The sequence below is a fragment of the Pseudomonas sp. CFBP13528 genome, from assembly GCF_005233615.1.
Classification (GTDB): domain Bacteria; phylum Pseudomonadota; class Gammaproteobacteria; order Pseudomonadales; family Pseudomonadaceae; genus Aquipseudomonas; species Aquipseudomonas fluorescens_AM.
Window position 1 is genome coordinate 1 of the sequence record NZ_QGAJ01000016.1, and the last position, 22976, is coordinate 22976.

At 61.5% G+C, this 22976-nt stretch carries 23 protein-coding genes; 14 read left to right on the plus strand and 9 right to left on the minus strand.

The annotated features are described in order from the left end of the window. Window positions 1-237: 237 nt before the first annotated feature. On the minus strand, window positions 238-3084 hold the full coding sequence (rapA, locus tag PspCFBP13528_RS22650) for an RNA polymerase-associated protein RapA (protein ID WP_137201563.1): 2847 nt from the start codon (window positions 3082-3084) through the stop codon (window positions 238-240). A 219-nt stretch (window positions 3085-3303) separates the two neighbouring features. On the opposite strand from rapA, the gene PspCFBP13528_RS22655 reads away from it, so the two are divergent. Further along, window positions 3304-3645, plus strand: coding sequence for an aspartate-semialdehyde dehydrogenase (locus PspCFBP13528_RS22655; protein ID WP_065893415.1), 342 nt, complete (start codon window positions 3304-3306; stop codon window positions 3643-3645). On the opposite strand, the gene PspCFBP13528_RS22660 is transcribed toward PspCFBP13528_RS22655, so the two are convergent. The 3 genes from PspCFBP13528_RS22660 to PspCFBP13528_RS22670 form a co-directional block, all read right to left on the minus strand. Beyond that, window positions 3642-4823, minus strand: a complete 1182-nt coding sequence (locus PspCFBP13528_RS22660; protein ID WP_137201564.1) for an aminotransferase class V-fold PLP-dependent enzyme — start codon at window positions 4821-4823, stop codon at window positions 3642-3644. The two genes, PspCFBP13528_RS22655 and PspCFBP13528_RS22660, sit on opposite strands and share 4 nt — an antisense overlap. Further along, window positions 4820-5290 (minus strand): RidA family protein, encoded by a 471-nt coding sequence (locus PspCFBP13528_RS22665; protein WP_065952022.1) that lies wholly within the window; start codon window positions 5288-5290, stop codon window positions 4820-4822. The genes PspCFBP13528_RS22660 and PspCFBP13528_RS22665 overlap by 4 nt, the downstream gene beginning before the upstream one ends. Before the next feature lie 90 nt (window positions 5291-5380). Next, window positions 5381-6253, minus strand: a complete 873-nt coding sequence (locus PspCFBP13528_RS22670) for a LysR substrate-binding domain-containing protein (protein ID WP_137201565.1) — start codon at window positions 6251-6253, stop codon at window positions 5381-5383. 132 nt (window positions 6254-6385) lie between these two features. On the opposite strand from PspCFBP13528_RS22670, the gene PspCFBP13528_RS27675 reads away from it, so the two are divergent. Both PspCFBP13528_RS27675 and ccoM read left to right on the plus strand, forming a co-directional pair. After that, window positions 6386-6547, plus strand: coding sequence for a hypothetical protein (locus PspCFBP13528_RS27675; protein ID WP_090408332.1), 162 nt, complete (start codon window positions 6386-6388; stop codon window positions 6545-6547). A gap of 143 nt (window positions 6548-6690) precedes the next feature. Then, on the plus strand, window positions 6691-6807 hold the full coding sequence (ccoM, locus tag PspCFBP13528_RS28100; protein ID WP_017530457.1) for a cytochrome c oxidase subunit CcoM: 117 nt from the start codon (window positions 6691-6693) through the stop codon (window positions 6805-6807). Between the two features lie 168 nt (window positions 6808-6975). Here the strand turns inward: ccoM and PspCFBP13528_RS22675 are convergent, their stop codons facing one another. The 3 genes from PspCFBP13528_RS22675 to PspCFBP13528_RS22685 all read right to left on the minus strand — a co-directional run bounded on the left by PspCFBP13528_RS22675 (window position 6976) and on the right by PspCFBP13528_RS22685 (window position 9501). Continuing rightward, window positions 6976-8451, minus strand: coding sequence for an inorganic phosphate transporter (locus PspCFBP13528_RS22675; protein ID WP_101219296.1), 1476 nt, complete (start codon window positions 8449-8451; stop codon window positions 6976-6978). 329 nt (window positions 8452-8780) lie between these two features. Then, window positions 8781-8981, minus strand: a complete 201-nt coding sequence (locus PspCFBP13528_RS22680; RefSeq protein ID WP_003172389.1) for a hypothetical protein — start codon at window positions 8979-8981, stop codon at window positions 8781-8783. Between the two features lie 292 nt (window positions 8982-9273). Next, window positions 9274-9501, minus strand: a complete 228-nt coding sequence (locus PspCFBP13528_RS22685; protein ID WP_137201566.1) for a hypothetical protein — start codon at window positions 9499-9501, stop codon at window positions 9274-9276. Here PspCFBP13528_RS22685 and pcaR point away from each other — a divergent pair. The 11 genes from pcaR (at window position 9490) to pcaC (ending at window position 20277) form a co-directional block, all read left to right on the plus strand. Beyond that, on the plus strand, window positions 9490-10332 hold the full coding sequence (gene pcaR, locus PspCFBP13528_RS22690; RefSeq protein ID WP_065886157.1) for a pca regulon transcriptional regulator PcaR: 843 nt from the start codon (window positions 9490-9492) through the stop codon (window positions 10330-10332). The genes PspCFBP13528_RS22685 and pcaR overlap by 12 nt on opposite strands. A gap of 144 nt (window positions 10333-10476) precedes the next feature. Then, window positions 10477-11817, plus strand: coding sequence for an MFS transporter (locus PspCFBP13528_RS22695; protein ID WP_101219294.1), 1341 nt, complete (start codon window positions 10477-10479; stop codon window positions 11815-11817). A gap of 263 nt (window positions 11818-12080) precedes the next feature. Then, a complete protein-coding gene (locus PspCFBP13528_RS22700; protein WP_137201567.1) occupies window positions 12081-12938 on the plus strand; it encodes a CoA transferase subunit A in 858 nt (285 codons plus the stop codon). Next, window positions 12938-13717: a CoA-transferase subunit beta gene (locus tag PspCFBP13528_RS22705; protein WP_137201568.1), complete on the plus strand. Its 780-nt coding sequence runs from the start codon at window positions 12938-12940 to the stop codon at window positions 13715-13717. The genes PspCFBP13528_RS22700 and PspCFBP13528_RS22705 overlap by 1 nt, the downstream gene beginning before the upstream one ends. Beyond that, window positions 13714-14916 (plus strand): 3-oxoadipyl-CoA thiolase, encoded by a 1203-nt coding sequence (gene pcaF, locus PspCFBP13528_RS22710; protein WP_175413296.1) that lies wholly within the window; start codon window positions 13714-13716, stop codon window positions 14914-14916. The genes PspCFBP13528_RS22705 and pcaF overlap by 4 nt, the downstream gene beginning before the upstream one ends. A gap of 18 nt (window positions 14917-14934) precedes the next feature. Continuing rightward, window positions 14935-15639, plus strand: coding sequence for a protocatechuate 3,4-dioxygenase subunit beta (gene pcaH, locus PspCFBP13528_RS22715; RefSeq protein WP_065952016.1), 705 nt, complete (start codon window positions 14935-14937; stop codon window positions 15637-15639). A gap of 1 nt (window position 15640) precedes the next feature. Then, the gene (gene pcaG / locus PspCFBP13528_RS22720) at window positions 15641-16207 is read left to right on the plus strand and encodes a protocatechuate 3,4-dioxygenase subunit alpha (RefSeq protein ID WP_137201569.1); all 567 of its coding nucleotides are present in this window, start codon (window positions 15641-15643) and stop codon (window positions 16205-16207) included. Window positions 16208-16395: 188 nt separating this feature from the next. Beyond that, window positions 16396-17691, plus strand: a complete 1296-nt coding sequence (locus tag PspCFBP13528_RS22725; protein WP_065932817.1) for an MFS family transporter — start codon at window positions 16396-16398, stop codon at window positions 17689-17691. A 10-nt stretch (window positions 17692-17701) separates the two neighbouring features. After that, a complete protein-coding gene (locus tag PspCFBP13528_RS22730; RefSeq protein ID WP_137201570.1) occupies window positions 17702-19066 on the plus strand; it encodes a 3-carboxy-cis,cis-muconate cycloisomerase in 1365 nt (454 codons plus the stop codon). A gap of 10 nt (window positions 19067-19076) precedes the next feature. Further along, window positions 19077-19868 carry a 3-oxoadipate enol-lactonase gene (gene pcaD, locus PspCFBP13528_RS22735; protein WP_101219280.1) on the plus strand — a complete coding sequence of 264 codons (792 nt, stop codon included), beginning with the start codon at window positions 19077-19079 and terminating at the stop codon, window positions 19866-19868. Window positions 19869-19878: 10 nt separating this feature from the next. Continuing rightward, on the plus strand, window positions 19879-20277 hold the full coding sequence (gene pcaC, locus PspCFBP13528_RS22740; RefSeq protein ID WP_065952012.1) for a 4-carboxymuconolactone decarboxylase: 399 nt from the start codon (window positions 19879-19881) through the stop codon (window positions 20275-20277). An 18-nt stretch (window positions 20278-20295) separates the two neighbouring features. On the opposite strand, the gene PspCFBP13528_RS22745 is transcribed toward pcaC, so the two are convergent. Both PspCFBP13528_RS22745 and PspCFBP13528_RS22750 read right to left on the minus strand, forming a co-directional pair. After that, window positions 20296-21957, minus strand: a complete 1662-nt coding sequence (locus tag PspCFBP13528_RS22745; RefSeq protein WP_241669135.1) for a M91 family zinc metallopeptidase — start codon at window positions 21955-21957, stop codon at window positions 20296-20298. A gap of 103 nt (window positions 21958-22060) precedes the next feature. Beyond that, the gene (locus PspCFBP13528_RS22750; protein ID WP_065952011.1) at window positions 22061-22960 is read right to left on the minus strand and encodes a polysaccharide deacetylase family protein; all 900 of its coding nucleotides are present in this window, start codon (window positions 22958-22960) and stop codon (window positions 22061-22063) included. Window positions 22961-22976: the final 16 nt, after the last annotated feature.

The following is a 22976-nucleotide window of genomic DNA, read 5'->3' on the forward strand; positions in this document are numbered from 1 at the left end:
CGGCGTCCTGCCGGGTTACCCACGGATTCAAGCCTGCGTTCGGCCAGCGTGGTTTAACGGGGCGCCTGAGATCAAGATCAAAAGCAGATCAAGAGCAAGAGCGGCTCGCTTCGCATCGTGGTTAGCGTTGGCGGCTGTAGGCTGCGAAGTTGTGTAGATACCTATGCGCCGATGAGCCCCTTAAGACATAAAAAGGCCCGCAGTGTGTGCGGGCCTTTCTTTTTCAGCAGGCAGTGATCAACCCGCCACCAGCACTCGAATCGCTTCCAGTCGCAACGCCGCCTTGTCGAGCATGGCCAGGCCTTGCTCGCGCTGGTTGCGCAGGGCCACCAACTCGCTGTCGCGTACGGTCGGGTTGACCGCCTGCAGCGCGGTCAAACGCGCCAGCTCTTCGTCGGTGTCGGCCGCCAGGCGACGCTTGGCCTCGGCCACGCGCTCGGCGTGACGCGGGGCGATCTTCTCTTCGCCGGCGTTGATGCGCGGCGTCAACTGGTCGCGCTGGGCCTGCACGAATTTGTTGGCGCTGGCCCGCGGCACGCTTTCCAACTGGTCGTTCAAGGTCACGAACGACACGCGGCCGGACAGGTCATTGCCGTTGGCATCCAGCAGGCAGCGCAGGGCCGCCGGTGGCAGGTAGCGGCCCAGTTGCAGCGAGCGCGGGGCAACCACTTCGCTGACATACAGCAGTTCCAGCAAGACGGTTCCCGGCTTGAGCGCCTTGTTCTTGATCAGCGCCACGGCGGTATTGCCCATGGAGCCGGACAGCACCAGGTCCATGCCGCCTTGCACCATCGGGTGTTCCCAGGTGATGAACTGCATGTCTTCACGCGACAGCGCCTGGTTGCGGTCGTAGGTGATGGTTACACCTTCGTCGTCGCCCAGGGGGAAGCTGGCGTCGAGCATCTTTTCGCTGGGCTTGAGGACCAGTGCGTTTTCCGAATGGTCTTCGCTGTCGATGCCGAAGGCGTCGAACAGGGTTTCCATGTAGATCGGCAGGGCGAACTGGTCGTCCTGCTCGAGGATGTCCTCGACCAGCGCATCACCTTCACCGGCACCGCCGGAGTTGAGTTCCAGCAAACGGTCGCGGCCGGTGTGCAGCTCCTGTTCCAGGCGCTCGCGCTCGGCGCGGGCTTCGTCGATCAGGGCCTGCCATTGCCCGTCGTCGGCGTTTTCCAGCAGCGGCAGCAGGCGTGGGCCGAACTGATGCTGCAAGGCGTTGCCGGTCGGGCAGGTATTGAGGAACGCGTTCAGGGCTTCGTGGTACCACTGGAACAGACGCTCTTGCGGGCTGGTTTCCAGGTACGGCACGTGCAGTTCGATCACGTGTTTCTGGCCGATCCGGTCCAGACGGCCGATGCGCTGTTCCAGCAGGTCGGGGTGGGACGGCAGGTCGAACAGCACCAGGTGGTGGGAGAACTGGAAGTTGCGGCCTTCACTGCCGATTTCCGAACAGATCAGTACCTGGGCGCCAAATTCTTCATCGGCGAAGTACGCTGCGGCGCGGTCGCGTTCGAGGATGTTCATGCCTTCGTGGAACACCGTGGCCGGAATGCCGGAGCGTACGCGCAGTGCGTCTTCCAGGTCCATGGCGGTTTCGGCGTGAGCGCAGATCACCAGGACCTTGGTGCGCTTGAGCATTTTCAGCTGATCGATCAGCCACTCGACACGCGGGTCGAAGCGCCACCAGCGGTGCTCTTCCTCGATGTCCGGTTGCGCCTGGAAGCTGACTTCCGGGTACAGCTCGGCGTGTTCGCCCAGCGGCAACTCCATGTATTCGTCCGGGTTCGGCAGGGGGTAGGCGTGCAGCTTGCGCTCCGGGAAGCCTTGCACGGCGGCGCGGGTGTTGCGAAACAGCACGCGGCCGGTGCCGTGGCGGTCGAGCAGCTCACGCACCAGGCGCGCGCTGGCTTCGGTGTCGCCATCGTTGACGGCGGTCAGCAAGGCTTCGCCTTCGTTACCAAGGAAACCCTGGATGGTCTTGTGCGCGGCAGGCGACAAACGGCCCTTGTCCAGCAGCTCCTGCACGGCTTCGGCCACCGGGCGGTAGTTCTCGCTCTCGGCGCGGAAGGCGCGCAGGTCGTGGAAGCGGTTCGGGTCGAGCAGGCGCAGGCGCGCGAAGTGGCTGTCCTGGCCCAGTTGTTCCGGGGTGGCGGTGAGCAGCAGCACGCCGGGAATCACTTCGGCCAGTTGCTCGACCAGCGAGTACTCGGCGCTGGCCTTGTCTTCGTGCCACACCAGATGGTGGGCTTCGTCGACCACCAGCAGGTCCCAACCGGCAGCGAACAGCGCGTCCTGGGCCTTCTCGTCGTCCACCAGCCATTCCAGGGCGACCAGCGCCAGCTGAGTATCTTCGAACGGGTTGGTGGCATCGCTTTCGATAAAGCGTTCTTCGTCAAACAGTGCAACCTGCAGGTTGAAGCGGCGGCGCATTTCCACCAGCCACTGGTGCTGCAGGTTTTCCGGGACCAGGATCAGCACGCGGCTGGCACGGCCCGAGAGCAACTGGCGATGGATCACCAGGCCCGCTTCGATGGTCTTGCCCAGGCCCACTTCGTCGGCCAGCAATACCCGTGGTGCGATACGGTCGGCGACTTCGCGGGCGATGTGCAGTTGGTGCGCGATGGGTTGCGCACGCACGCCGCCCAGGCCCCACAGCGAAGACTGCAGCTGGCGGCTGGTGTGTTCCAGGGTGTGGTAGCGCAGCGAGAACCAGGCCAGCGGGTCGATCTGCCCGGCGAACAGGCGGTCGCTGGCGAGGCGGAACTGGATGAAGTTGGACAGCTGGGTTTCCGGCAGGGTGACCTGCTCGTTCTGCCCGTTGAGGCCGTGGTAGACCAGCAGGCCGTCGACGTCATCGACTTCCTGTACGGTCATTTTCCAGCCTTCGAAATGGGTGATGCTGTCACCCGGCGAAAACCTCACGCGGGTGAGGGGCGCATTCCGTAGCGCATACTGGCGAGTGTCGCCAGTGGCCGGATAGAGCACGGTCAACAAGCGGCCGTCCTGTGCCAGAACGGTGCCTAACCCCAGCTCTGCTTCGCTGTCACTAATCCAGCGTTGCCCCGGTTGATACTGCTGCGCCATGCTGCCTGACTCCCGCCGTGAAAAAGCCGACTATCTTAACGGAACAAGGCCCCACGCCCAAGGACTCTGACGAAAACTACTGGGTTGGTGTGCACGCCCGCCGGCTAAATCGACGGGTGGCGGGCACTCACAACTGTCGACTGGGTCACAGCTTGGCGAGCGAACGCTCAAGTCGCCCTGAGGCGCGCCGACAGCCTGTTGATCAGGAGAATCAAGATTATGTTGCCACCCATGCTGCCCGTCAGTGTCGTGCCGGTCACGTCGCAACTCGATCCGGTGCGCCAGAAGCCGGATATCCCGCCCGTTGTGCCGGTTCAACCGGGCTCCAACGAGAGCACCATCGACCTGAAAAAGGGCGATGCGGAGCAATCGACCTTTCTGCTGCGCGAAGAACAACGCCGCCAGCAAGAGCAGCAAAAACGTCAGCGTGAAGCCGGCGACGACCCTGAGCAGCACCTGCCGATTCCCGGCGATCTGCTCAACGCCGACAACACCGTTCCCGTGGCGCCGCTGATTGAAGACGCACCGCGCCAGGGCTTGTGGGTAGACATCGAGGTTTAGTCGCGCAGTGCTCGCAAGGCCCCCAGCAGTAACTCGCAGTCCCGGTCGTCGTTGAATGGGCTGACGGAGATTCGCGCAATGCTGTTCAACCCGCGCGCCTGCATGTCCAGTGGTGTGTAGGCCACACCGTTGGCGCCGATGTTGATGCGCTGCAAGCCCAGGCGCTGCTTGAGTTCGAAGGCGTCCCAACCGCTCAGGTTGAAGGCGATCAGTCCGGACTGCAGCGTGCCCACGTCATGCAAGGAAATCCCCGGGATCTGGCGCAGCCCTTCGCGGATTCGCGCGCTGGTGCGCGAGACGCTTTCCCATACCGCTTCTATCCCCAGTTGGTTGATCTCCTGCAAGGCATTGCCGAGTCCGGCCAGCAAGGCAAAGGACGCTTCGCTGGTCTCGAAGCGCCGCGCGTCGTTGCGCAAATCGAAACCGGCGGCGGTCCAGGGGGCTGAAAACACATCGCGCTGGGCAGGATTCAGGCGCTGCAAAAACGCCGGCCTTACATACAACAGTGCTGTGCCCCGTGGCCCGCGCAGGTGCTTGCGGCCGGCGCACTTGAGCACATCGCAGTGCAGCGCCTGCACATCCACAGGCACCTGGCCGAGCGCCTGTCCAGCGTCGATAAAGTAGGGGATGGCGTGACGCCGCGCCACTTCGCCGATGGCCTGGGCAGGGTTGATCAGCCCACCGTTGGCCGGTAGCCAGGTGAGGTTGATCAACTTCACGTCGGCGTCAATCATCGCCTCCAGTGCCGCCGGGCACACTGCGCCGGCCGCATCGCAGGGGATGACGTCGATTCGAGCACCTGCTTGCACGGCCATGGCCATGCTCGCCAGGTTACCGCCCCATTCATGCCGGCCCACCAGGATGCGGTCACCCGGCTGCCACGGTCCCAGGGCCTGGAACGCCAGGTTCCACGCCGTCGAGCCACTGCTGGCGAAGGCAATCGAGGACGCAGGCGCATTGAGCAATTGCCCGGCGGCGCGACGGGCCTGCTCCACCAGCAGAGCGCCATGCTCGCCAGCTTCCATCGGACCGTCCTGGGCTTCGCGTTGCAGTTGCGCGACGATGGCGTCGAGGGTGGCCTGGCTGGGCAGAGACGCGCCGGCATGATTGAAGTGCACGATGCCGGCCCGGCAGCCGGGCGTGGCCGCTCGCAGCTGTCGGATGTCCAGCGGGGTCACGGTTGCAACTCGAAAATGGCGTCAACCTCCACGGCCACCCCAGCTGGCAAACTGCTCACGCCGACAGCAGTGCGCACATGCTGGCCTTTGTCACCGAGGGCGTTGACCAGCAGGTTCGACGCGCCATTGGCGATCACGCTGTGGCGCTGGAAATCGGCGTTGCAGGCGATGAATACCCCCAGCCTCACGATGCGCACCACGCGCGACAGGTCATCGCCCAGGGCATCGCTCAGTTGCCCGAGCAGGCCCAGCGCCGCGAGTTCTGCCGCCTGCGCGCCTTGTTGATCATCCAGCGTGTCGCCCACGCGACCGACGTAGGCGGGCGTGCCATCGAGCAGGGGAATCTGCCCGGAAATGAAGAGTTGGTTCCCGCTGACGACATGGTTGATGTAGTTGGCCGCCGGTTGGCTGGCAGTCGGCAGTGTCAGGCCAAGGGCGTGAACGCGTTGACGGATGGAGTCGCTCATCATGCAACCTCTTGAGGGGTGAGGTTCCAGCATGTTGGCTGCACCGGTGGCCGACAAACGGATAGATCTCAACCGACGCATCGAAAAAAATCATGCGTCGGCGCAGGTTGCCTGCAGCCACTGACTGAAACATGTCGCCGCTTCGCTCAGCGGACTGTGGGGCGTGATCAGCCAATAGCCGATCTCACTGTGGTACGGCGGCCAGTCGAACGCCTCCACCAGGCTGCCGTCGCAAAGCTTGCGCTGGATCAGGCGATGGCGGCCCATGGCGATTCCCTGGCCGGCCACGGTGGCTTCGACCACGATGTTGTAGTCATGCAGCATCACGCGAGGGTGGCGCTCGAGATCGACCTGATAATGCTGCGACCAATCCGTCCACTCGAACGGGCGGTGTGAGGTGGCCATCAACAGCGGGCTATCCTGCGATTGGCCGGCCTTGAAGGCCGGGCTGCATACCGGTGACAGGGTTTCGGTCATCAGTCGCGTGGCGTGCACGTCGGGCCAGTCGCCCTTGCCGTAACGGATGGCCAGGTCAACCTCGGCACCGGCGACGTTGGCCAATTGAATGGCGGGCAGCAATTCAACCTGGATATGCGGGTAGCGATCGAGAAACCCGGCCAGACGCGGCGCCAGCCACAGCGTGGCAAAGGACGCCAGCAAGCCGACGCGCAACAGGCTCGGGCCGGGAACTTCTTTTTGGTGGCGGGTGGCGGTTGCAATGGCATCAAGGGCCGGGCGGATTTCGTTGTAGTAATGCTGGCCGTCCACCGTTAGATCTATCGCACGTGTGCGCCGGATAAACAGCGGTTTGCCCAAGTGTTGCTCAAGTTTCTGCACCTGGTGGCTCAGGGCGCTCTGGGTCACCGACAACTCATTTGCCGCCTTGATAAAGCTCAAGTGCCGCGCCACAGCCTCAAAGGCGCGCAGGGCCAGCAACGGAGGAAGGTCCTTGTGCAGTGCCACCGGGTTGCGTCTCCTGGGGAGGAAGGAAAGTGCCGATTCTGGTCGATGCCCTGCCTTTTGTCGCCCGCTGATTTGCCGTCGGGCGCGGGAGACCGCATTATTGGGCACTCCCGCCATAACGTAAGCCAAGCCATGAGTGACGACGACAAGCTGATCGACCTGAATGCCGAACGCGCCAAGCGCGTGCACGACCTCAATGACAAACGCCTGAACGAAGTGCGCCAGGCGTTTGAACAGGCGATGCCCCTGGGTAAAGCCAAGAAGAAGTCGAAGAACAAGCCGAAAAAACGTTGAATCAACTTGCCTGGATTGATCCAGGTCAGTTATTGCCCTTCTTTACGCCCCGTCGCGGGCGACATTGATCCCCGTCAATTTTCCATTGCGCCTTCTCCATTAACTTAGCCCTATCGCAACAGGGCAAGTGCAGGAGGCCGGTCATGTTTATCGATAATGTGGTATTTGCCGGAGTGCTGACCGTAAGCCTCATGGTGCTGTTTTTTGTAGGATTTGGATTTTTTATCTGGAAAGACGCAAACAAGCGTAAAAAACCTTAGGTTTTTCCGGATTACAGGGCACGCAAGGCATTTTGGGCGACTTCGGTCGCCCTTTTTTTTGGCCGATCGTTGGCCGATCATTCCCATGCAGGGCGTGGGAACGATCATCAGGCCATAAAAAAAGGTGCGATTCTCGCGAATCGCACCTTTTTTATTGCAGGCGACTAATCAGTTGCCCAGCGCCCAGGACGCCAGCCAGAACAACCCGGCCGAGAGGCCTACGGTTGCCGGCAAGGTCAACACCCAAGCCATCAGGATAGTCTTGACCGTACCGCCTTGCAGACCGCTTTTGTTAGCGACCATGGTACCGGCCACGCCAGAAGACAACACGTGGGTGGTGGACACCGGCAGGGCGAAGATATTGGCAAAGCCGATCATGGTGGCGGTGGTGATCTGTGCCGACATGCCTTGGGCATAGGTCATGCCTTGCTTGCCGATCTTCTCACCGATGGTCAGCACCACGCGCTTCCAGCCGACCATGGTGCCCAGGCCCAGGGCCAGTGCGACCGCGAGAATCACCCAGAACGGTGCGTACTCGGTCGTAGCGGTCAGGTCCTTGCGCAGCTTGTCGAGGTCGGACTTTTCACGCGCATCCAGGCCAGGCAGCTTGCCGACTTTCTTGGCGGTATCGTCCAGGCAGAGCAGGTAACGACGTACTTCAATGCGCTGGTCGGCACTCAACGCGTGGTAGTCGGAAACACCTTTGAGCGTATCAACGAGCGCGTTGATAGTCGGCTCGGTCTGCTGCGGGTTGCATTGGAACTTGCCCGGCAGATCGTCTTTCACGCTTTTGCCCAGCGCCAGGAACTCGCCGAGGGTGGCATTGTTGCGCTGGTAGAACTGGCTCAAATGCACGGTGGCGTCGCGGGTACGTTCGATCTGGTAGGTGGTGCTGCCCAGGTCGAGCACGAACTGCGCCGGCACGATACCGATCAGCACGAGCATGATCAGGCCGATGCCTTTTTGCCCATCGTTGGAGCCGTGCACGAAGCTGACAGCCATGGCCGAAATCACCAGCACCAGGCGGTTCCAGAACGGCGGGTGCTTCTTGTCGTCAAGCTTGCGGCGCTGGTCCGGGGTCTTGTGCATCTTCGACAGCGGGCGCCACCACTTCAGGCCGATCAGCACCAGGGCTGCGACGAGAAAGCCGGCCATCGGCGAGAACACCAGGGACGCACCGATATCGATCGCTTTCTGCCAGTTCACACCGTCAGCCAGGGGAATATCGTTGATCAGGGCGTTGGCCAGGCCCACACCGAGGATCGAGCCGATCAGCGTGTGGGAGCTGGAGGCGGGGATACCGAAGTACCAGGTGCCCAGGTTCCAGGTGATTGCCGCCGCCAATAATGAGAAGACCATTGCCAAACCATGGCCGGTGTTCACATTGATCAGCAATTCCACCGGCAGCAGATGCACGATGGCGTAGGCGACACCTACACCGCCGAGCAACACGCCAAGGAAGTTGAACACCCCGGAGAAGAACACCGCCAGGTGCGGCGGCATGGCTTTGGTATAGATGACTGTGGCCACCGCGTTAGCGGTGTCATGAAAGCCATTGATGAACTCGAAGGCGAGGACAAAGGCCAGGGCGAGCAACAGGCTCACTAGAACCCAAGCATCCAGTCCGCTGAATAAATCGATCATGAAGGTTTTCTGACCCGGTCGTAAGGGGGCGCGATTATGCCAGAAAACCTCAGTAATCGATGCATTAGCTGCTCATCGGTAACAATCTAGCTTGAAAAAAACCGGGCTGTGCAGGCGCATCCCAGGGTTTTCGGGGCTTTGGCAAGTGGTTGATTTGTAAAGCCCGGGCGCGAAAAAACGCGGTTTCGACACGAAAATGTCATGTGTGAAACATTTGTATGAAATTTCGTTAGCAGCAGTAGGGCGCCGACCAGTGGCTTTGAAGGGCGATGCCCTTCGCAGGCGATGGCCGGCACAGACCGTAAAGCCTGGAGGCTCAACGCACAGCCCTAGGGCTCTTCGGCTTTGAGTTCCTGCTCGATCTTCTGGATTTCCTGGGCGAATGCCTGGTCCAGCAGGCTGGCGCGCTTGCGCCATGGCTTACGTTCCGGCTCAGGCTGGGCGGCGTAGGTGGTGACTTCCCCGCCGTAAACGTCCTTGTAACGTTGCTCCTGGCGCTCAAGTTCCGCGCGCAGTTCATCTTTCGTCACAGTGTTACCTAATTGAGTTGGGTTTAATAAGGGTACAACTTCAAGCCAGAAGGCGCCGCGGGTATACCTACTTGAACAGACGCCCTGTCCAAGTTTAAGTAGGGACCTGAGATCGCTTTTTCAATCCACTGCTTTAATCGACCATGCGCACGGAATGCGGCGCCGGGCGAGCTCCGATCCCAATAGCTGAATTGGGCTGACCTCTGTACAGGCTGCATTATAGCGACGCATTTGAAGAACGCTATCGGCATAAAGTTAAAAAGCCTCAACTTCATGTGCGAGTTTTGTTACATCACAACCTAAGTGTCGGCTGAACATATACCTCAGGCAGCCGTTTTTTACCGAGCAACGCGCTGCGGCAGGCTTGGCAGCCGAGAATTGCGATAATCGAATGATCGTCCGATAATCGCCCAATGTTGCCGCCCTTGCCTTGTGCATCGCTAAGCGTGCAGCTAGTAATAGCAGCCAGCCCTTCTGTGGTTGAAAACAAGAAAAAGGATCCCTGGAAATGAACGATCAATTGCGCAACTCCTTCGCGTCAGTGGCGCCGCCGATCGTGGCATCACCCGCCAAGCGCATCCAGGCGTTCACGGGTGATCCGGACTTCATGACCTCCCTGGCCCGTGGCCTGGCCGTGGTGCAGGCGTTTCAGGAGCGCAAGCGTCACCTGACCATCGCCCAGATCAGCCATCGCACCGAAATTCCGCGTGCCGCCGTGCGCCGCTGCCTGCATACCTTGATCAAGCTGGGGTATGCCACCACCGATGGCCGTACCTACTCGTTGCTGCCCAAGGTGCTGACCCTTGGCCACGCCTATTTATCGTCGACCCCTTTGGCCGTGTCGGCCCAGCCTTATCTGGACCGCATGAGCGAACAGCTTCACGAAGCCTGCAATATGGCGACCCTTGAAGGCGACGACATTCTTTATATCGCCCGTTCGGCCACCACTCAGCGCCTGATTTCCGTTGACCTGTCCGTGGGTGGACGCTTGCCGGCGTACTGCACCTCCATGGGCCGCATTCTGCTTGCGGCCCTGGATGATGCCTCGTTGCAGGATTACCTTGACCACGCCGATCTGCAAACCAAGACCAGTCGCACCTTGACCACGCCCGAAGCGTTGTTCGAATGCCTGCAACAAGTGCGTCAGCAGGGCTGGTGCATCGTCGATCAGGAGCTGGAGCAGGGCCTGCGTTCAATTGCCGTACCGGTTTACGACGCCTCGGGCCAGGTGCTGGCCGCGCTCAATGTCAGCACCCATGCCGGGCGGGTCAGCCGCAGCGAGTTGGAGCAGCGTTTCCTGCCGAGCATGCTCAGCGCCAGTCGCGAGCTGAGCATGCAACTGTTTGCCTGAGTGTTCGGTGACCGCACAGAACCCGGCGTGATCAATTGACGCTGTTTCCCCTGGCTTATTAATGTGCGGCAGCGCTTCAGGGCGCGCTCCAATAATAATCGCGACCCCAGGTCGCTGGCCCGCCATCGGTGTGGAATAAAAATAATGAATCAGCCATCTGTCGGTTCTACCCTGGACGTGCAGTCCTTCATCAATACCCAGCCGTTGTCTCGTTACCAATGGCGCGTGGTGATCCTGTGCTTCCTGATTGTCTTCCTCGACGGCCTCGACACCGCCGCCATGGGCTTTATCGCACCCGCGCTGTCCCAGGACTGGGGCATCGACCGCGCCAGCCTCGGCCCGGTGATGAGCGCCGCGTTGATCGGCATGGTGTTCGGCGCGCTGGGTTCCGGCCCGCTGGCCGACCGCTTCGGGCGCAAAGTGGTGCTGGTAGGTGCGGTGCTGGTGTTCGGTGCCTTCAGCCTGGCTTCGGCCTACAGCAGCAATGTCGACCAACTGCTGGTGTTGCGTTTCCTGACGGGCCTGGGGCTGGGCGCCGGCATGCCCAACGCCACCACGTTGCTCTCCGAATACACCCCCGAGCGGCACAAGTCGCTGTTGGTGACCAGCATGTTCTGTGGCTTCAACCTGGGCATGGCCGGTGGCGGGTTTATCTCGGCCAAGTTGATCCCGGCCTTCGGCTGGCACAGCCTGTTGCTGATCGGTGGCATCCTGCCGTTGATCCTGGGCGCGGTGCTGCTGGTGTGGTTGCCGGAGTCGGCGCGTTACCTGGTGGTGCGCAACCGTGGCACTGACAAGGTACGCAAGGCCCTGTCACCGATTGAACCTGGCATTGTCGCCCAGGCCACTCACTTCAGCGTGCCGGAACAAAAGACCGTCAAGGCGCGCAACGTGTTCGCGGTGATTTTTTCCGGTACCTACAGCGCCGGCACGCTGTTGCTGTGGCTCACCTATTTCATGGGCCTGGTGATTGTTTACCTGCTCACCAGCTGGCTGCCAACCCTGATGCGCGACAGTGGCGCCAGCATGGAGCAGGCCGCCTTTATCGGCGCCTTGTTCCAGTTTGGCGGCGTATTGAGCGCCGTCGGCGTGGGCTGGGCGATGGACCGGTTCAACCCGCACAAAGTGATTGGCACCTTCTACCTGTTGGCGGGGGTATTTGCCTACGCGGTCGGGCAGAGCCTGGGCAATATCACGCTATTGGCGACTCTGGTGCTGATTGCCGGGATGTGCGTCAACGGTGCGCAATCGGCGATGCCTTCGCTGGCTGCGCGCTTCTACCCCACCCAGGGCCGCGCCACCGGCGTGTCGTGGATGCTCGGCATCGGCCGTTTCGGTGCCATTCTCGGTGCGTGGATGGGCGCTACCTTGCTGGGACTGGGCTGGAACTTCGAGCAGGTACTGACGGCGCTGGTGATTCCGGCGGGGTTGGCCACGGCAGCGGTGCTGATCAAGGGCATGGTCAGTCACGCTGACGCGACCTGACATCTGGCGAAAATGTGGGAGGGGGCTTGCCCCCGATTACGGTGGGTCAGCTTGATAATTGCTGACTGATACACCGCCATCGGGGGCAAGCCCCCTCCCACATTGGATCATCTGCGCCCAAGAGTCAGCCCTGCAACAATTCGTTCGATAATCGAACACTGAGTCGATTATCGGATTGTTCGGCCCATCCCCCCGGCTTAATCTTCAAGCACTTCGGCGCCCCCCTCAGCGCCTTTTTCGATCAACACCGGGAGCCCAACCCCATGGCTGAAATTCTCACCCTGCGTGATGCGGTCAAGCGCTTCGTGAACGATGGCGACACCGTCGCCCTCGAAGGCTTCACTCACCTGATCCCCACGGCCGCAGGTCATGAAATCATTCGTCAGGGCAAGAAAGACCTGACGCTGGTGCGCATGACGCCTGACCTGATCTACGACCAGTTGATCGGTGCCGGCTGTGCGCGCAAGTTGATTTTCTCCTGGGGCGGCAACCCCGGCGTGGGCTCCCTGCATCGTCTGCGCGACGCCGTGGAAAAACACTGGCCGCAGCCATTGGAGATCGAAGAACACAGCCATGCCGACCTGGCCAACGCCTACGTCGCCGGCGCCTCCGGCCTGCCGTTTGCGGTGCTGCGTGCCTACGCCGGTTCCGACTTGCCCAGGGTCAACACGCTGATCAAGACCGTCACGTGTCCGTTTACTGGCGAGGTGCTGGCGGCCGTCCCGTCGGTACGCCCGGATGTGACGGTGATCCACGCGCAGAAGGCCGACCGCAAGGGCAACGTGCTGCTGTGGGGCATTCTCGGCGTGCAGAAGGAAGCGGCCCTGGCGGCCAAGCGCTGCATCGTCACCGTCGAGGAAATCGTCGATGACCTGAACGCGCCGATGAACAGCTGCGTATTGCCGACCTGGGCCCTGACCGCCGTGTGCCATGTGCCCGGTGGCGCGCATCCGTCCTACGCCCACGGCTATAACGAACGTGACAACCGTTTCTACCAGGCGTGGGACCCGATTGCCCGCGACCGTGGGACCTTTACCGCCTGGATCGACGAATACATCCACGGCACCGCCGACTTCAGTGAATTCCAGGCCAGGCTGGCCACCGCGCAGGAGGCCAAGTAATGACTTACTCCACGAATGAAATGATGACCGTCGCCGCCGCGCGCCGCCTCAAGAATGGCTCGGTGTGCTTCGTCGGCATCGGCTTGCCGTCCAAGGCAGCCAACCTGGCGCGCCTGACCTCGTCGCCTGACGTGGTGCTGATCTACGAGTCCGGCCCGATTGGCGCCAAGCCATCGGTGCTGCCGCTGTCCATCGGCGACGGTGAGTTGGCGGAAACCGCCGATACCGTGGTGCCCACCGGTGAGATCTTCCGCTACTGGCTGCAGGGCGGGCGCATCGACGTCGGCTTTCTCGGCGCGGCTCAGGTCGACCGTTTCGGCAACATCAACACCACCGTGGTCGGCGATTATCACCAGCCCAAGGTGCGTTTGCCGGGTGCCGGCGGTGCGCCGGAAATTGCCGGTTCCGCCAAAAGCGTATTGATCATCCTTAAACAGTCGTCCCGTTCATTTGTCGACAAGCTGGACTTCATCACCTCGGTCGGCCACGGCGAAGGCGGCGATTCACGCAAACGCCTGGGGCTGCCGGGCGCCGGTCCGGTCGGCATCATTACCGACCTGTGCATCATGGAGCCGGAAGCGGGCAGCCATGAGTTCGTGGTCACTGCGTTGCACCCTGGGGTGACCCGCGAGCAAGTGGTGGCGGCGACCGGCTGGGCCGTTCGTTTTGCCGACCAGATCGAGGTGACCGCCGAACCGACTGAGGTGGAGCTGAGCGCCCTGCGTGACCTCGAAGCACGCACCGCCGCCGCCCATGGCCAAGCACCGGGAGAAGCCTGATGCGCGATGTCTTTATCTGTGACGCCATTCGCACCCCCATCGGCCGCTTCGGCGGTGGCTTGTCCACGGTGCGCGCCGATGACCTGGCGGCCTTGCCGATCAAGGCGCTGATGGAACGCAACCCAACGGTGGAGTGGAGCGCCGTGGATGAAGTGTTCCTCGGCTGTGCCAACCAGGCCGGCGAAGACAACCGTAACGTGGCACGCATGGCGCTGTTGCTGGCGGGTCTGCCGCAGAGTATTCCCGGTGTGACCCTCAACCGCTTGTGCGCCTCGGGCATGGACGCCGTCGGTACCGCCTTTCGTGCGATTGCCAGCGGCGAAATGGAGCTGGCGATTGCCGGCGGCGTCGAATCGATGTCCCGTGCGCCGTTCGTGATGGGCAAGGCCGATGCGGCGTTTTCACGCACCATGAAGCTCGAAGACACCACCATCGGCTGGCGTTTTATCAACCCCTTGATGAAAGCCCAATACGGCGTCGACGCGATGCCGCAGACCGCCGATAACGTTGCCGACGACTACAATGTTTCGCGCGCCGACCAGGATGCCTTTGCCCTGCGCAGCCAGCAACGTACCGCTGCCGCGCAGGCCGCCGGCTTCTTTGCCGAAGAGATTGTGCCGGTGCGGGTGGCCCATAAAAAAGGCGAAACCCTGGTGGAGCACGATGAGCATCCACGGGACACCACCCTGGACGCTCTGGCCAGACTCAAACCGGTCAACGGCCCGGACAAGACCGTCACCGCCGGCAACGCCTCGGGCGTCAACGATGGCGCTGCCGCGCTGATCCTCGCTTCTGCAGAGGCTGTGAAGAAACACGGTCTCACTGCCCGCGCCCGTGTATTGGGCATGGCCAGTGCCGGCGTCGCCCCGCGCGTGATGGGGATCGGCCCGGTGCCGGCGGTGCGCAAGCTGGTGGAGCGCCTCGGTCTGGCGGTCACTGATTTTGACGTGATCGAACTCAACGAAGCCTTCGCCAGCCAAGGCTTGGCGGTGTTGCGCGAGTTGGGTATTGCCGATGACGCGCCGCAGGTCAACCCCAACGGCGGCGCCATCGCCCTGGGTCACCCACTGGGCATGAGCGGCGCACGGCTGGTACTGACAGCCCTGCACCAGCTGGAAAAAACCGGCGGCCGCAAAGGCCTGGCGACCATGTGCGTGGGCGTGGGCCAAGGCCTGGCCCTGGCGATTGAACGCGTCTAACAACAGAGGATTTGCTCCATGAAAGACAAGCCCGGTTACCGGCGCCCGCACGCGGGCACTCAACCTGACTACCTGCACCCGGCCTACCAGTCGACGAACTTGCGTTCGCCGTCGCAACCGTTGGTGTTTCTGCCCCATTCCTTGTCGGAAATCACCGGCCCCACCATCGGCGCCGAGCGCATCAGCAAGAACGACAACGACCTGACCGCCCAGCATGAAGGTGAGCCCCAGGGCGAACGCATCATCATTCACGGGCGGGTGCTGGACGAGAACGGCCTGCCGGTGCCGGGCATCCTTGTGGAGATCTGGCAGGCCAACGCCGCCGGTCGCTACAACCACAAGCGCGACCTGCACGATGCGCCGCTGGACCCGAACTTCACCGGCACCGGGCGTACCGTCACCGACGCCGAGGGCTGGTACCAGTTCCAGACCATCAAGCCTGGCGCCTACCCGTGGGGCAACCACCACAACGCCTGGCGCCCGGCGCATATTCACTTTTCGCTGTTCGGACCCAGCGTGCTGACGCGGCTGGTCACGCAAATGTATTTCCCCGGCGACCCGCTGCTCGAATACGACCCGATCTACAACTGCGTGCCGGACGCCAGCGCCAAGCAGCGCCTGATCGCAAGCTTCGACCTGGAAAAAACCATTCCTTCCTATGCCCTCGGCTACCGCTGGGACATCGTCCTGCGCGGCCGCGACGCCACGCCGATGGAGAAATGAGATGAGTCTTTACGCAACCACGTCCCACACCGTCGGGCCGTATTACCACATCGGCCTGACCTGGCTGAACCGCGAAGACCTGACGGTCGCCGCCACCCTGGGCGAACGCGTGGCAATCAGCGGGCAGGTGGTGGACGGCAACGGCGATGTGGTCAACGACGCCATGCTTGAGGTCTGGCAGGCCAACGCCGTCGGCAAGTACGACCACCCGGAAGACGAGCAGGACAAAGCGCTTGATCCCAACTTCGAAGGCTTTGGCCGCGTGCCGGTGGATGCCGAAGGGCGCTTTCGCTTTACCACGATCAAGCCGGGCAGTGTGCCGGGGCTTCAAGGCACGACCCAGGCGCCGCATCTGGTGGTGCTGGTGTTTGCTCGTGGGTTGGTGAAGCACTTGCTGACGCGGATTTATTTTGACGGTGAGGCGTTGAATGGGGATGACCCGTTGCTGGCGTGTGTGCCGGCGCAGCGTCGCGGTACGTTGATTGCCAGGCAGGATGCTGCGGGGGGTTATCAGTGGAATGTGGTTTTGCAGGGGACAGATAAGGAAACGGTGTTTTTCGATTATTGAGTGGGCTGTAGGGCCCTATCGGGGGCAAGCCCCCTCCCACACTTGAATGTATTCACAAATCAAAATGTGGGAGGGGGCTTGCCCCCGATGGGCCCCTCCCAGGCACCACCTACCCAAAAGTCTGCTTGCATGAAACGGTTGTTGCAAAGTATGTCTAGGCTATAACCGTTCCCATTGAGTAAAAAACCATGACCACAAAAACCAGTCACTACACCGGAGAAGAGCGCAGCAAACGGATTTTTGCGATTGTCGGTGCTTCCTCCGGCAACCTGGTCGAATGGTTCGACTTTTACGTCTATGCCTTCTGCGCCATTTACTTCGCCCCGGCCTTTTTCCCCTCGGACGACCCCACCGTCCAACTGCTCAACACCGCCGGCGTGTTCGCCGCCGGGTTCCTGATGCGTCCGATCGGCGGCTGGCTGTTTGGCCGGGTGGCCGACAAACATGGCCGCAAGAATTCCATGATGATCTCGGTGCTGATGATGTGCGCCGGTTCCCTGGTCATCGCTTTCCTGCCGACCTACAAGGATATCGGCGCCTGGGCCCCGGCGCTGCTGCTGGTGGCGCGGCTGTTCCAGGGGTTGTCGGTGGGGGGCGAATACGGCACCACGGCGACCTACATGAGCGAAGTGGCGCTCAAGGGCCAGCGCGGTTTCTTCGCCTCGTTCCAGTACGTGACCCTGATCGGCGGGCAACTGCTGGCGGTGCTGGTGGTGGTGATCCTGCAACAGATCCTCACCGAAGAAGAATTGCGTGCCTGGGGCTGGCGCATTCCGTTCGTGATCGGCGCCATTGCGGCGGTGATCTCCCTGTTGCTGCGCCGCACCCTCAAGGAAACCACCAGCAAGGAAATGCGCGAAGACAAGGACGCCGGCAGTATCGTCGCGCTGTTCCGTGACCACGGCAAAGCGTTCATTACGGTGCTGGGCTACACCGCCGGTGGCTCGCTGATTTTCTATACGTTCACCACCTATATGCAGAAATACCTGGTGAACACCGTCGGCATGCACGCCAAGACCGCCAGCTACATCATGACCGGCGCGCTGTTTCTGTACATGTGCATGCAGCCGCTGTTCGGCATGCTCGCCGACAAGATTGGCCGGCGCAATTCCATGCTGTGGTTCGCCGGCCTGGGCACGCTGTTCACGGTGCCGATCCTGCTTACCCTGAAAACCGTGACCAGTCCGTTCCTGGCTTTTGTGCTGATCACTCTGGCACTGGCCATCGTCAGCTTCTATACCTCCATCAGTGGCCTGGTCAAAGCCGAGATGTTCCCACCCCAGGTGCGTGCCTTGGGCGTGGGCCTGGCGTATGCCGTGGCCAACGCGGTGTTCGGCGGTTCGGCGGAAGTGGTTGCGCTGAGCCTGAAGTCCATCGGTATGGAAAACACCTTTTACTGGTACGTCACCGCGATGATGGCCGTGGCGTTCCTGTTCAGCTTGCGCCTGCCGAAACAGGCGGCGTACCTGCATCACGATTTGTAAGGGATGAGTTATGACACTGCGCACGAGCAACCAACTGTTCGACGCCTACTTCACCGCCGACAGCATGGCTGAAGTGTTCTGTGACCAGGGCCGATTGCAGGGCATGCTGGATTTCGAGGCCGCGCTGGCCCGGGCCGAGGCCCAGGTCGGGTTGATCCCGCAGGCCGCCGTGGCGCCGATTGCCCAGGCCTGCCTGGCATCGCTGTATGACGTGGATACGCTCAGCGTGGCGATTGCCACGGCGGGCAACTCGGCGATTCCATTGGTCAAGGCGCTGGGCAAGTTGATTGCCGCTGAAGACGCCGGGGCCGAGCGTTATGTGCATCTGGGGGCAACCAGCCAGGACGTGATGGACACCGGCCTGGTGGTGCAATTGCGCCGCGCGCTGGAGCTGATCGAAGCGGACCTGGCGCGCCTGGGCGATGTATTGGCGTCCCAGGCGCAGCGGCATGCATCGACACCTCTGGTCGGGCGCACCTGGCTGCAGCATGCCACGCCCGTCACCCTGGGCATGAAGATCGCCGGCTGGCTGGGCGCGGTGACGCGCAGTCGCCAGCGCCTGGTGGAATTGAAACCGCGTTTGCTGGTGCTGCAGTTTGGCGGTGCGTCGGGCACCCTGGCTGCGCTGGGCGAGCAGGCCATGCCGGTGGCGCAAGCCTTGGCCGCCGAGTTGCAACTGAGCTTGCCCGAGCAGCCGTGGCACACGCAACGTGATCGTCTGGTGGAGTTTGCCAGCGTGCTCGGCCTGATCGCCGGCAGCCTTGGCAAGCTGGGCCGCGACATCAGCCTGTTGATGCAAACCGAAGCGGCGGAAGTGTTCGAGCCCTCGGCGCCGGGCAAGGGCGGCTCTTCGACCATGCCGCACAAGCGCAATCCGGTCGGCGCCGCCGTGCTGATCAGCGCCGCGACCCGTGTGCCCGGTCTGGTGGCGACGATGTTCAGTGCCATGCCCCAGGAGCACGAACGTAGCCTGGGGCTGTGGCATGCCGAATGGGAAACCTTGCCGCAGATCTGCCGATTGGTCTCGGGGGCACTGAAACAGGCGCTGCTGGTCAGCGAAGGGCTGGAGGTGGATGCCGAGCGCATGGCCCGCAATCTCGACCTGACCCAGGGCCTGGTGCTGGCCGAAGCTGTCAGCAGCGTGCTTGCCCAACGCCTGGGGCGTGAAACCGCGCACCACTTGCTGGAGCAGTGCTGCAAACGCGCGGTCGCCGAGCAGCGCCATTTGCGTGCCGTGCTGGCGGATCAGCCGCAGGTCACCGCCGAGTTATCCTCGGCCGAACTGGACCGTCTGCTCGACCCGGCCAACTACCTCGGCCAGGCCCCTGCCTGGGTCCGCCGCGCCGTGACTGAACACTTTGCATTGACCGCGTAAGGAGACCACTGTGGCTTTCGTACAACTCGCCGAGGGCGAACTGCATTACCAACTCGATGGGCCCGCCGATGCACCGGTACTGGTGCTGTCCAACTCCCTGGGCACTGACCTGCATATGTGGGACATCCAGGTGCCGGCATTCACCCAGCATTTTCGCCTGCTGCGCTTTGATACCCGCGGCCATGGCAAATCCCTGGTCACCGAGGGCCCCTACAGCATCGAACAACTGGGTCACGATGTGATCGCGTTGCTGGATGCGCTTGATATTGACCGCGTGCATTTTTGCGGGCTGTCCATGGGCGGGTTGATCGGCCAATGGTTAGGCATCAACGCCGGCACGCGGCTCAATCGTCTGGTGGTCTGCAACACCGCCGCCAGGATCGGCACGCCTGAGGTGTGGAACCCGCGTATCGAAATGGTATTGCGCGATGGCGCGGCGGCGATGGTTGCACTGCGAGATGCCTCGATTGCACGCTGGTTCACCGCCGATTTTGCCGCCGCCAACCCCCACCAGGCCGAGCAGATCACTGCCATGCTTGCGGCCACTTCGCCCCAAGGGTATGCCGCCAACTGCGCGGCGGTGCGCGATGCGGATTTGCGTCATCAGTTAGCGTCGATCAAAGTGCCCACCCTGGTGATTGCCGGCACGGAAGACGCGGTGACCCCGCCAGCCGGCGGACACTTTATCCAGAACCATGTAAAGGGCGCCGAATACGCCGAGTTCTATGCGGCGCATCTGTCCAATGTGCAAGCCGGCGCTGCGTTCAGCGACCGCGTGATTGAATTTCTGCTGGGCCGCTGAGGAGCTTTTCGTGGACGAGAAACAACGTTATGCCGAGGGTCTGCAAGTGCGCCGCGAAGTGCTGGGCGACGCCCATGTGGAGCGCAGCCTCAATGCCCTGACCGAGTTCAATAGCGAGTTTCAGGAAATGATCACTCGCCATGCGTGGGGAGACATCTGGACCCGCCCAGGCTTGCCACGTCACACCCGCAGCCTGATCACCATCGCGATGCTGATCGGCATGAACCGCACCGAAGAGTTGAAGCTGCATTTACGTGCCGCCGCCAGCAACGGCGTGACCCGCGCCGAGATCAAGGAAGTGCTGATGCAGAGCGCGATCTACTGCGGGATCCCGGCGGCCAACGCGACGTTCCACTTGGCCGAATCGGTGTGGGATGAGTTGGGCGTGGAGTCGCGAGGTTCGGCCTGATAGGCGGTGGCCCTGTTTCTAATATTTTTTTCTGAGGGGCAGTTGCAGTTCCTCTCTCAATGCGTTTTCAGTGAACGGCTTGGGGTTGGTCGTGGTGGGTTGCGCAGATGGCCTGTTGATGAAGTTGAACGGCTGCGCGTCGGTGGGTAAGCCAACCGCCTGGTGTTCAACATCGCGTTCACCGGAGAGTTTATGCGGCACCCTTGTTCTCCCGGGTAGCATGCTGCCGTTGGCTCCGTTATACGCATGGGCCATCTCATGGTACAGCGTGACGATGGGGCCACTAACATCAGGGAGCGAAAAGGAGGGGTTGTAATGTATTTCGCCTGCGGTCGCGACATCCCCGGGTCGATTGTAAGTAACCTCTCCCCAGTCGGCTGGAGTTAATCCTTCCAGGTCGTATGTGGTGAACACGCCTCCGAAGTTTTGTCCCTTCCATTTGTCTTTAGGGTTTACTTCATCAGGTCTGTCCGTGGAAAAATGTTTTCTCAGTTTCAAACTGTTGAAGTGATAAGAACCGTTATTGACTTTGGTTTCTTTGATCAGCGTCGGAGCATCATTACGGTTCGCTGCCGCGTCCGCCTCAGCTAACATCTGCTTGCCTGTCGGCGAGAGACGTAATAAGTCAAGATCATCTTTTACGGTCTGTACAAACTCTTCAGAACCTTCGACGGTATACCCACTGTGTCCCACCTCCTTGAAGGTCGTGTGAGTCAGTGTGGAGCCCGGGGTACGATGAACTTCGTCCGTGGGTTTGGCATAAATTACGCTGTCGTCGCTGTGCGTCCGAACAATGTTTTTATCGCGTCCGGTGTATACGGTGGCCTTGCCGTGGGTAACGATAAGGTTCTCGCCCTTACCCCCGTGTAAAATAGTCGGGTTATCAAGGGTGTTCTTGGTGACAATCATGAAGTCGTGACCGTCTCCTCCGTCCATGTACAGACTACTCCCCTTAGTCCGTTCGCCAGCTTGCATGCGGTCATTGCCATTATTGCCCCTGAGCACGCCATTACCGGTACCGGCGATCATCAGATCCTCGCCGTCACCCCCGAACGCTATGCCCTGGCCACTGCCGAGCTTAAGCGTATCGTTGCCTGATCCACCGCGCAGGGTGGTATATCCTGAGCCAGCCTGGGCGTAATCGTTACCGTCCCCTAAGTCGATGTCTACGGGGAATTTCACATCAGCGTCGACAAGCACACAGTCGTCGCCCCCGTTTGTTTTAATACGCAGGCTGTAGACTTCGCTTTCTTCGGAGTAAATCTTATTGAGTTGGTAGGGTTTATCATTGACTGTGACGATTATGCTCTGGTCGGGACCGTCTTTTATTCTGATACGGTCATTGGCATTGCCTGTTTCAATCACCACTACTAAGTCTTCGGCTAAGTGGGGTTTTCTATGCAGGCTGTTGATGGTTGTTTCATGACTTATTTTTACATGCTTGTCGTGTCGCAGCACTTCAGCGTTGATGTATTTCTCTTTGTACCGATGAACCGGTTTTTGGTCTGGGGCGAGTCGTGAGTTTGCGTTGAACCTCAGGCGTCGATCGTTGTTGGCGTGAGGGTCGCTGACACTAGGAATATTAATCATCGTCGCCGTTGGAGCGCCAGAGGCTTGAAAGGTTGGCGAAAGTAAGGGATCCGTCATTGGTATGGGCGGGGAGGGCGGTTGGGTAATCATTGTCTACCTGGGCATGAAGAGTTGCGTTCCTCTTTGGTGGCAAGTATTGATGTAGGGTTCCTGATATCTATTTATACCTGCACATCCAATTGTTGCGGGGCGCTTAGTGGGCATCGGCGTCCCACAGCCAATTCCACACCCCTGGCAGATGCACCGGCTCGTTCATATCCTGGACCGTGCGGGCCAGCGCTGCGCGTTGCAGGGTGGCGGTGTCGGTGTAGAAGGGCGTGGCGGCGGTCTTCAGGCCGTTGATGCGGGCGCTGTCCATCAGGATCTGCAGGTACTCCTGCATATGCCGTGCGGTGTAGCGGTTGATGTCATGGAAGGTCACCACCACCGGTACCACGCCGTCCACCGTCGGCAACTCACCCGCCGCGATGCGCTCACGCACCACTGACAGCTGCCGGTACAGGTTGGCGCGGCGGCGTGGGCTGCCATTGAAGCCCCAGATCTTGCCGTCGTTGGCACTCAGGTCGGTCAGCAGGACCTGCATGCCGTGGCGTCGGTAGGCGGCGAATGTGCGGTGGTCGTAGTTCCAGAACGGTGGCCGCACCAGCAGGGGCGGCGTGCCGGTGATGGCGGCGATGTCCGCGGCGCCCTGGGTCAGGGTGCGTTCCAACTCGGCGTCATTGAGCCAGCGATGATTGGTATGAAACGCCGTCGCCGTGTGGAAGGCCAGGACATGGCCGGCGGCATGCTCACGCACCATGGTCTTGCGGCCCCGCGCGCTGCCCCCTGAACGGGCGGCTTCGGTCTGTAGAAAGAACACCGCCTTGATCCCCGGCGATACCGGGTTATCGGCCAGATCGGCCACCACCGACCGGCTCGGGTTGTTGTAGCCCGAGGCGCTGGGGCCGTCATCGAAAGTCAGCAGAAAACGGATCGGCGCCCGGGCTTGCAGGCGTTGCTCGGTCTGCGGCGTCAAGGCGATGGGCGAACCGATACAGCCGCCCAGGCTCAGGGCCAGGGCAAACACTGCGATTGCTGGGACGAAGGTTTTCATGCTGTGCGCGGGCCCG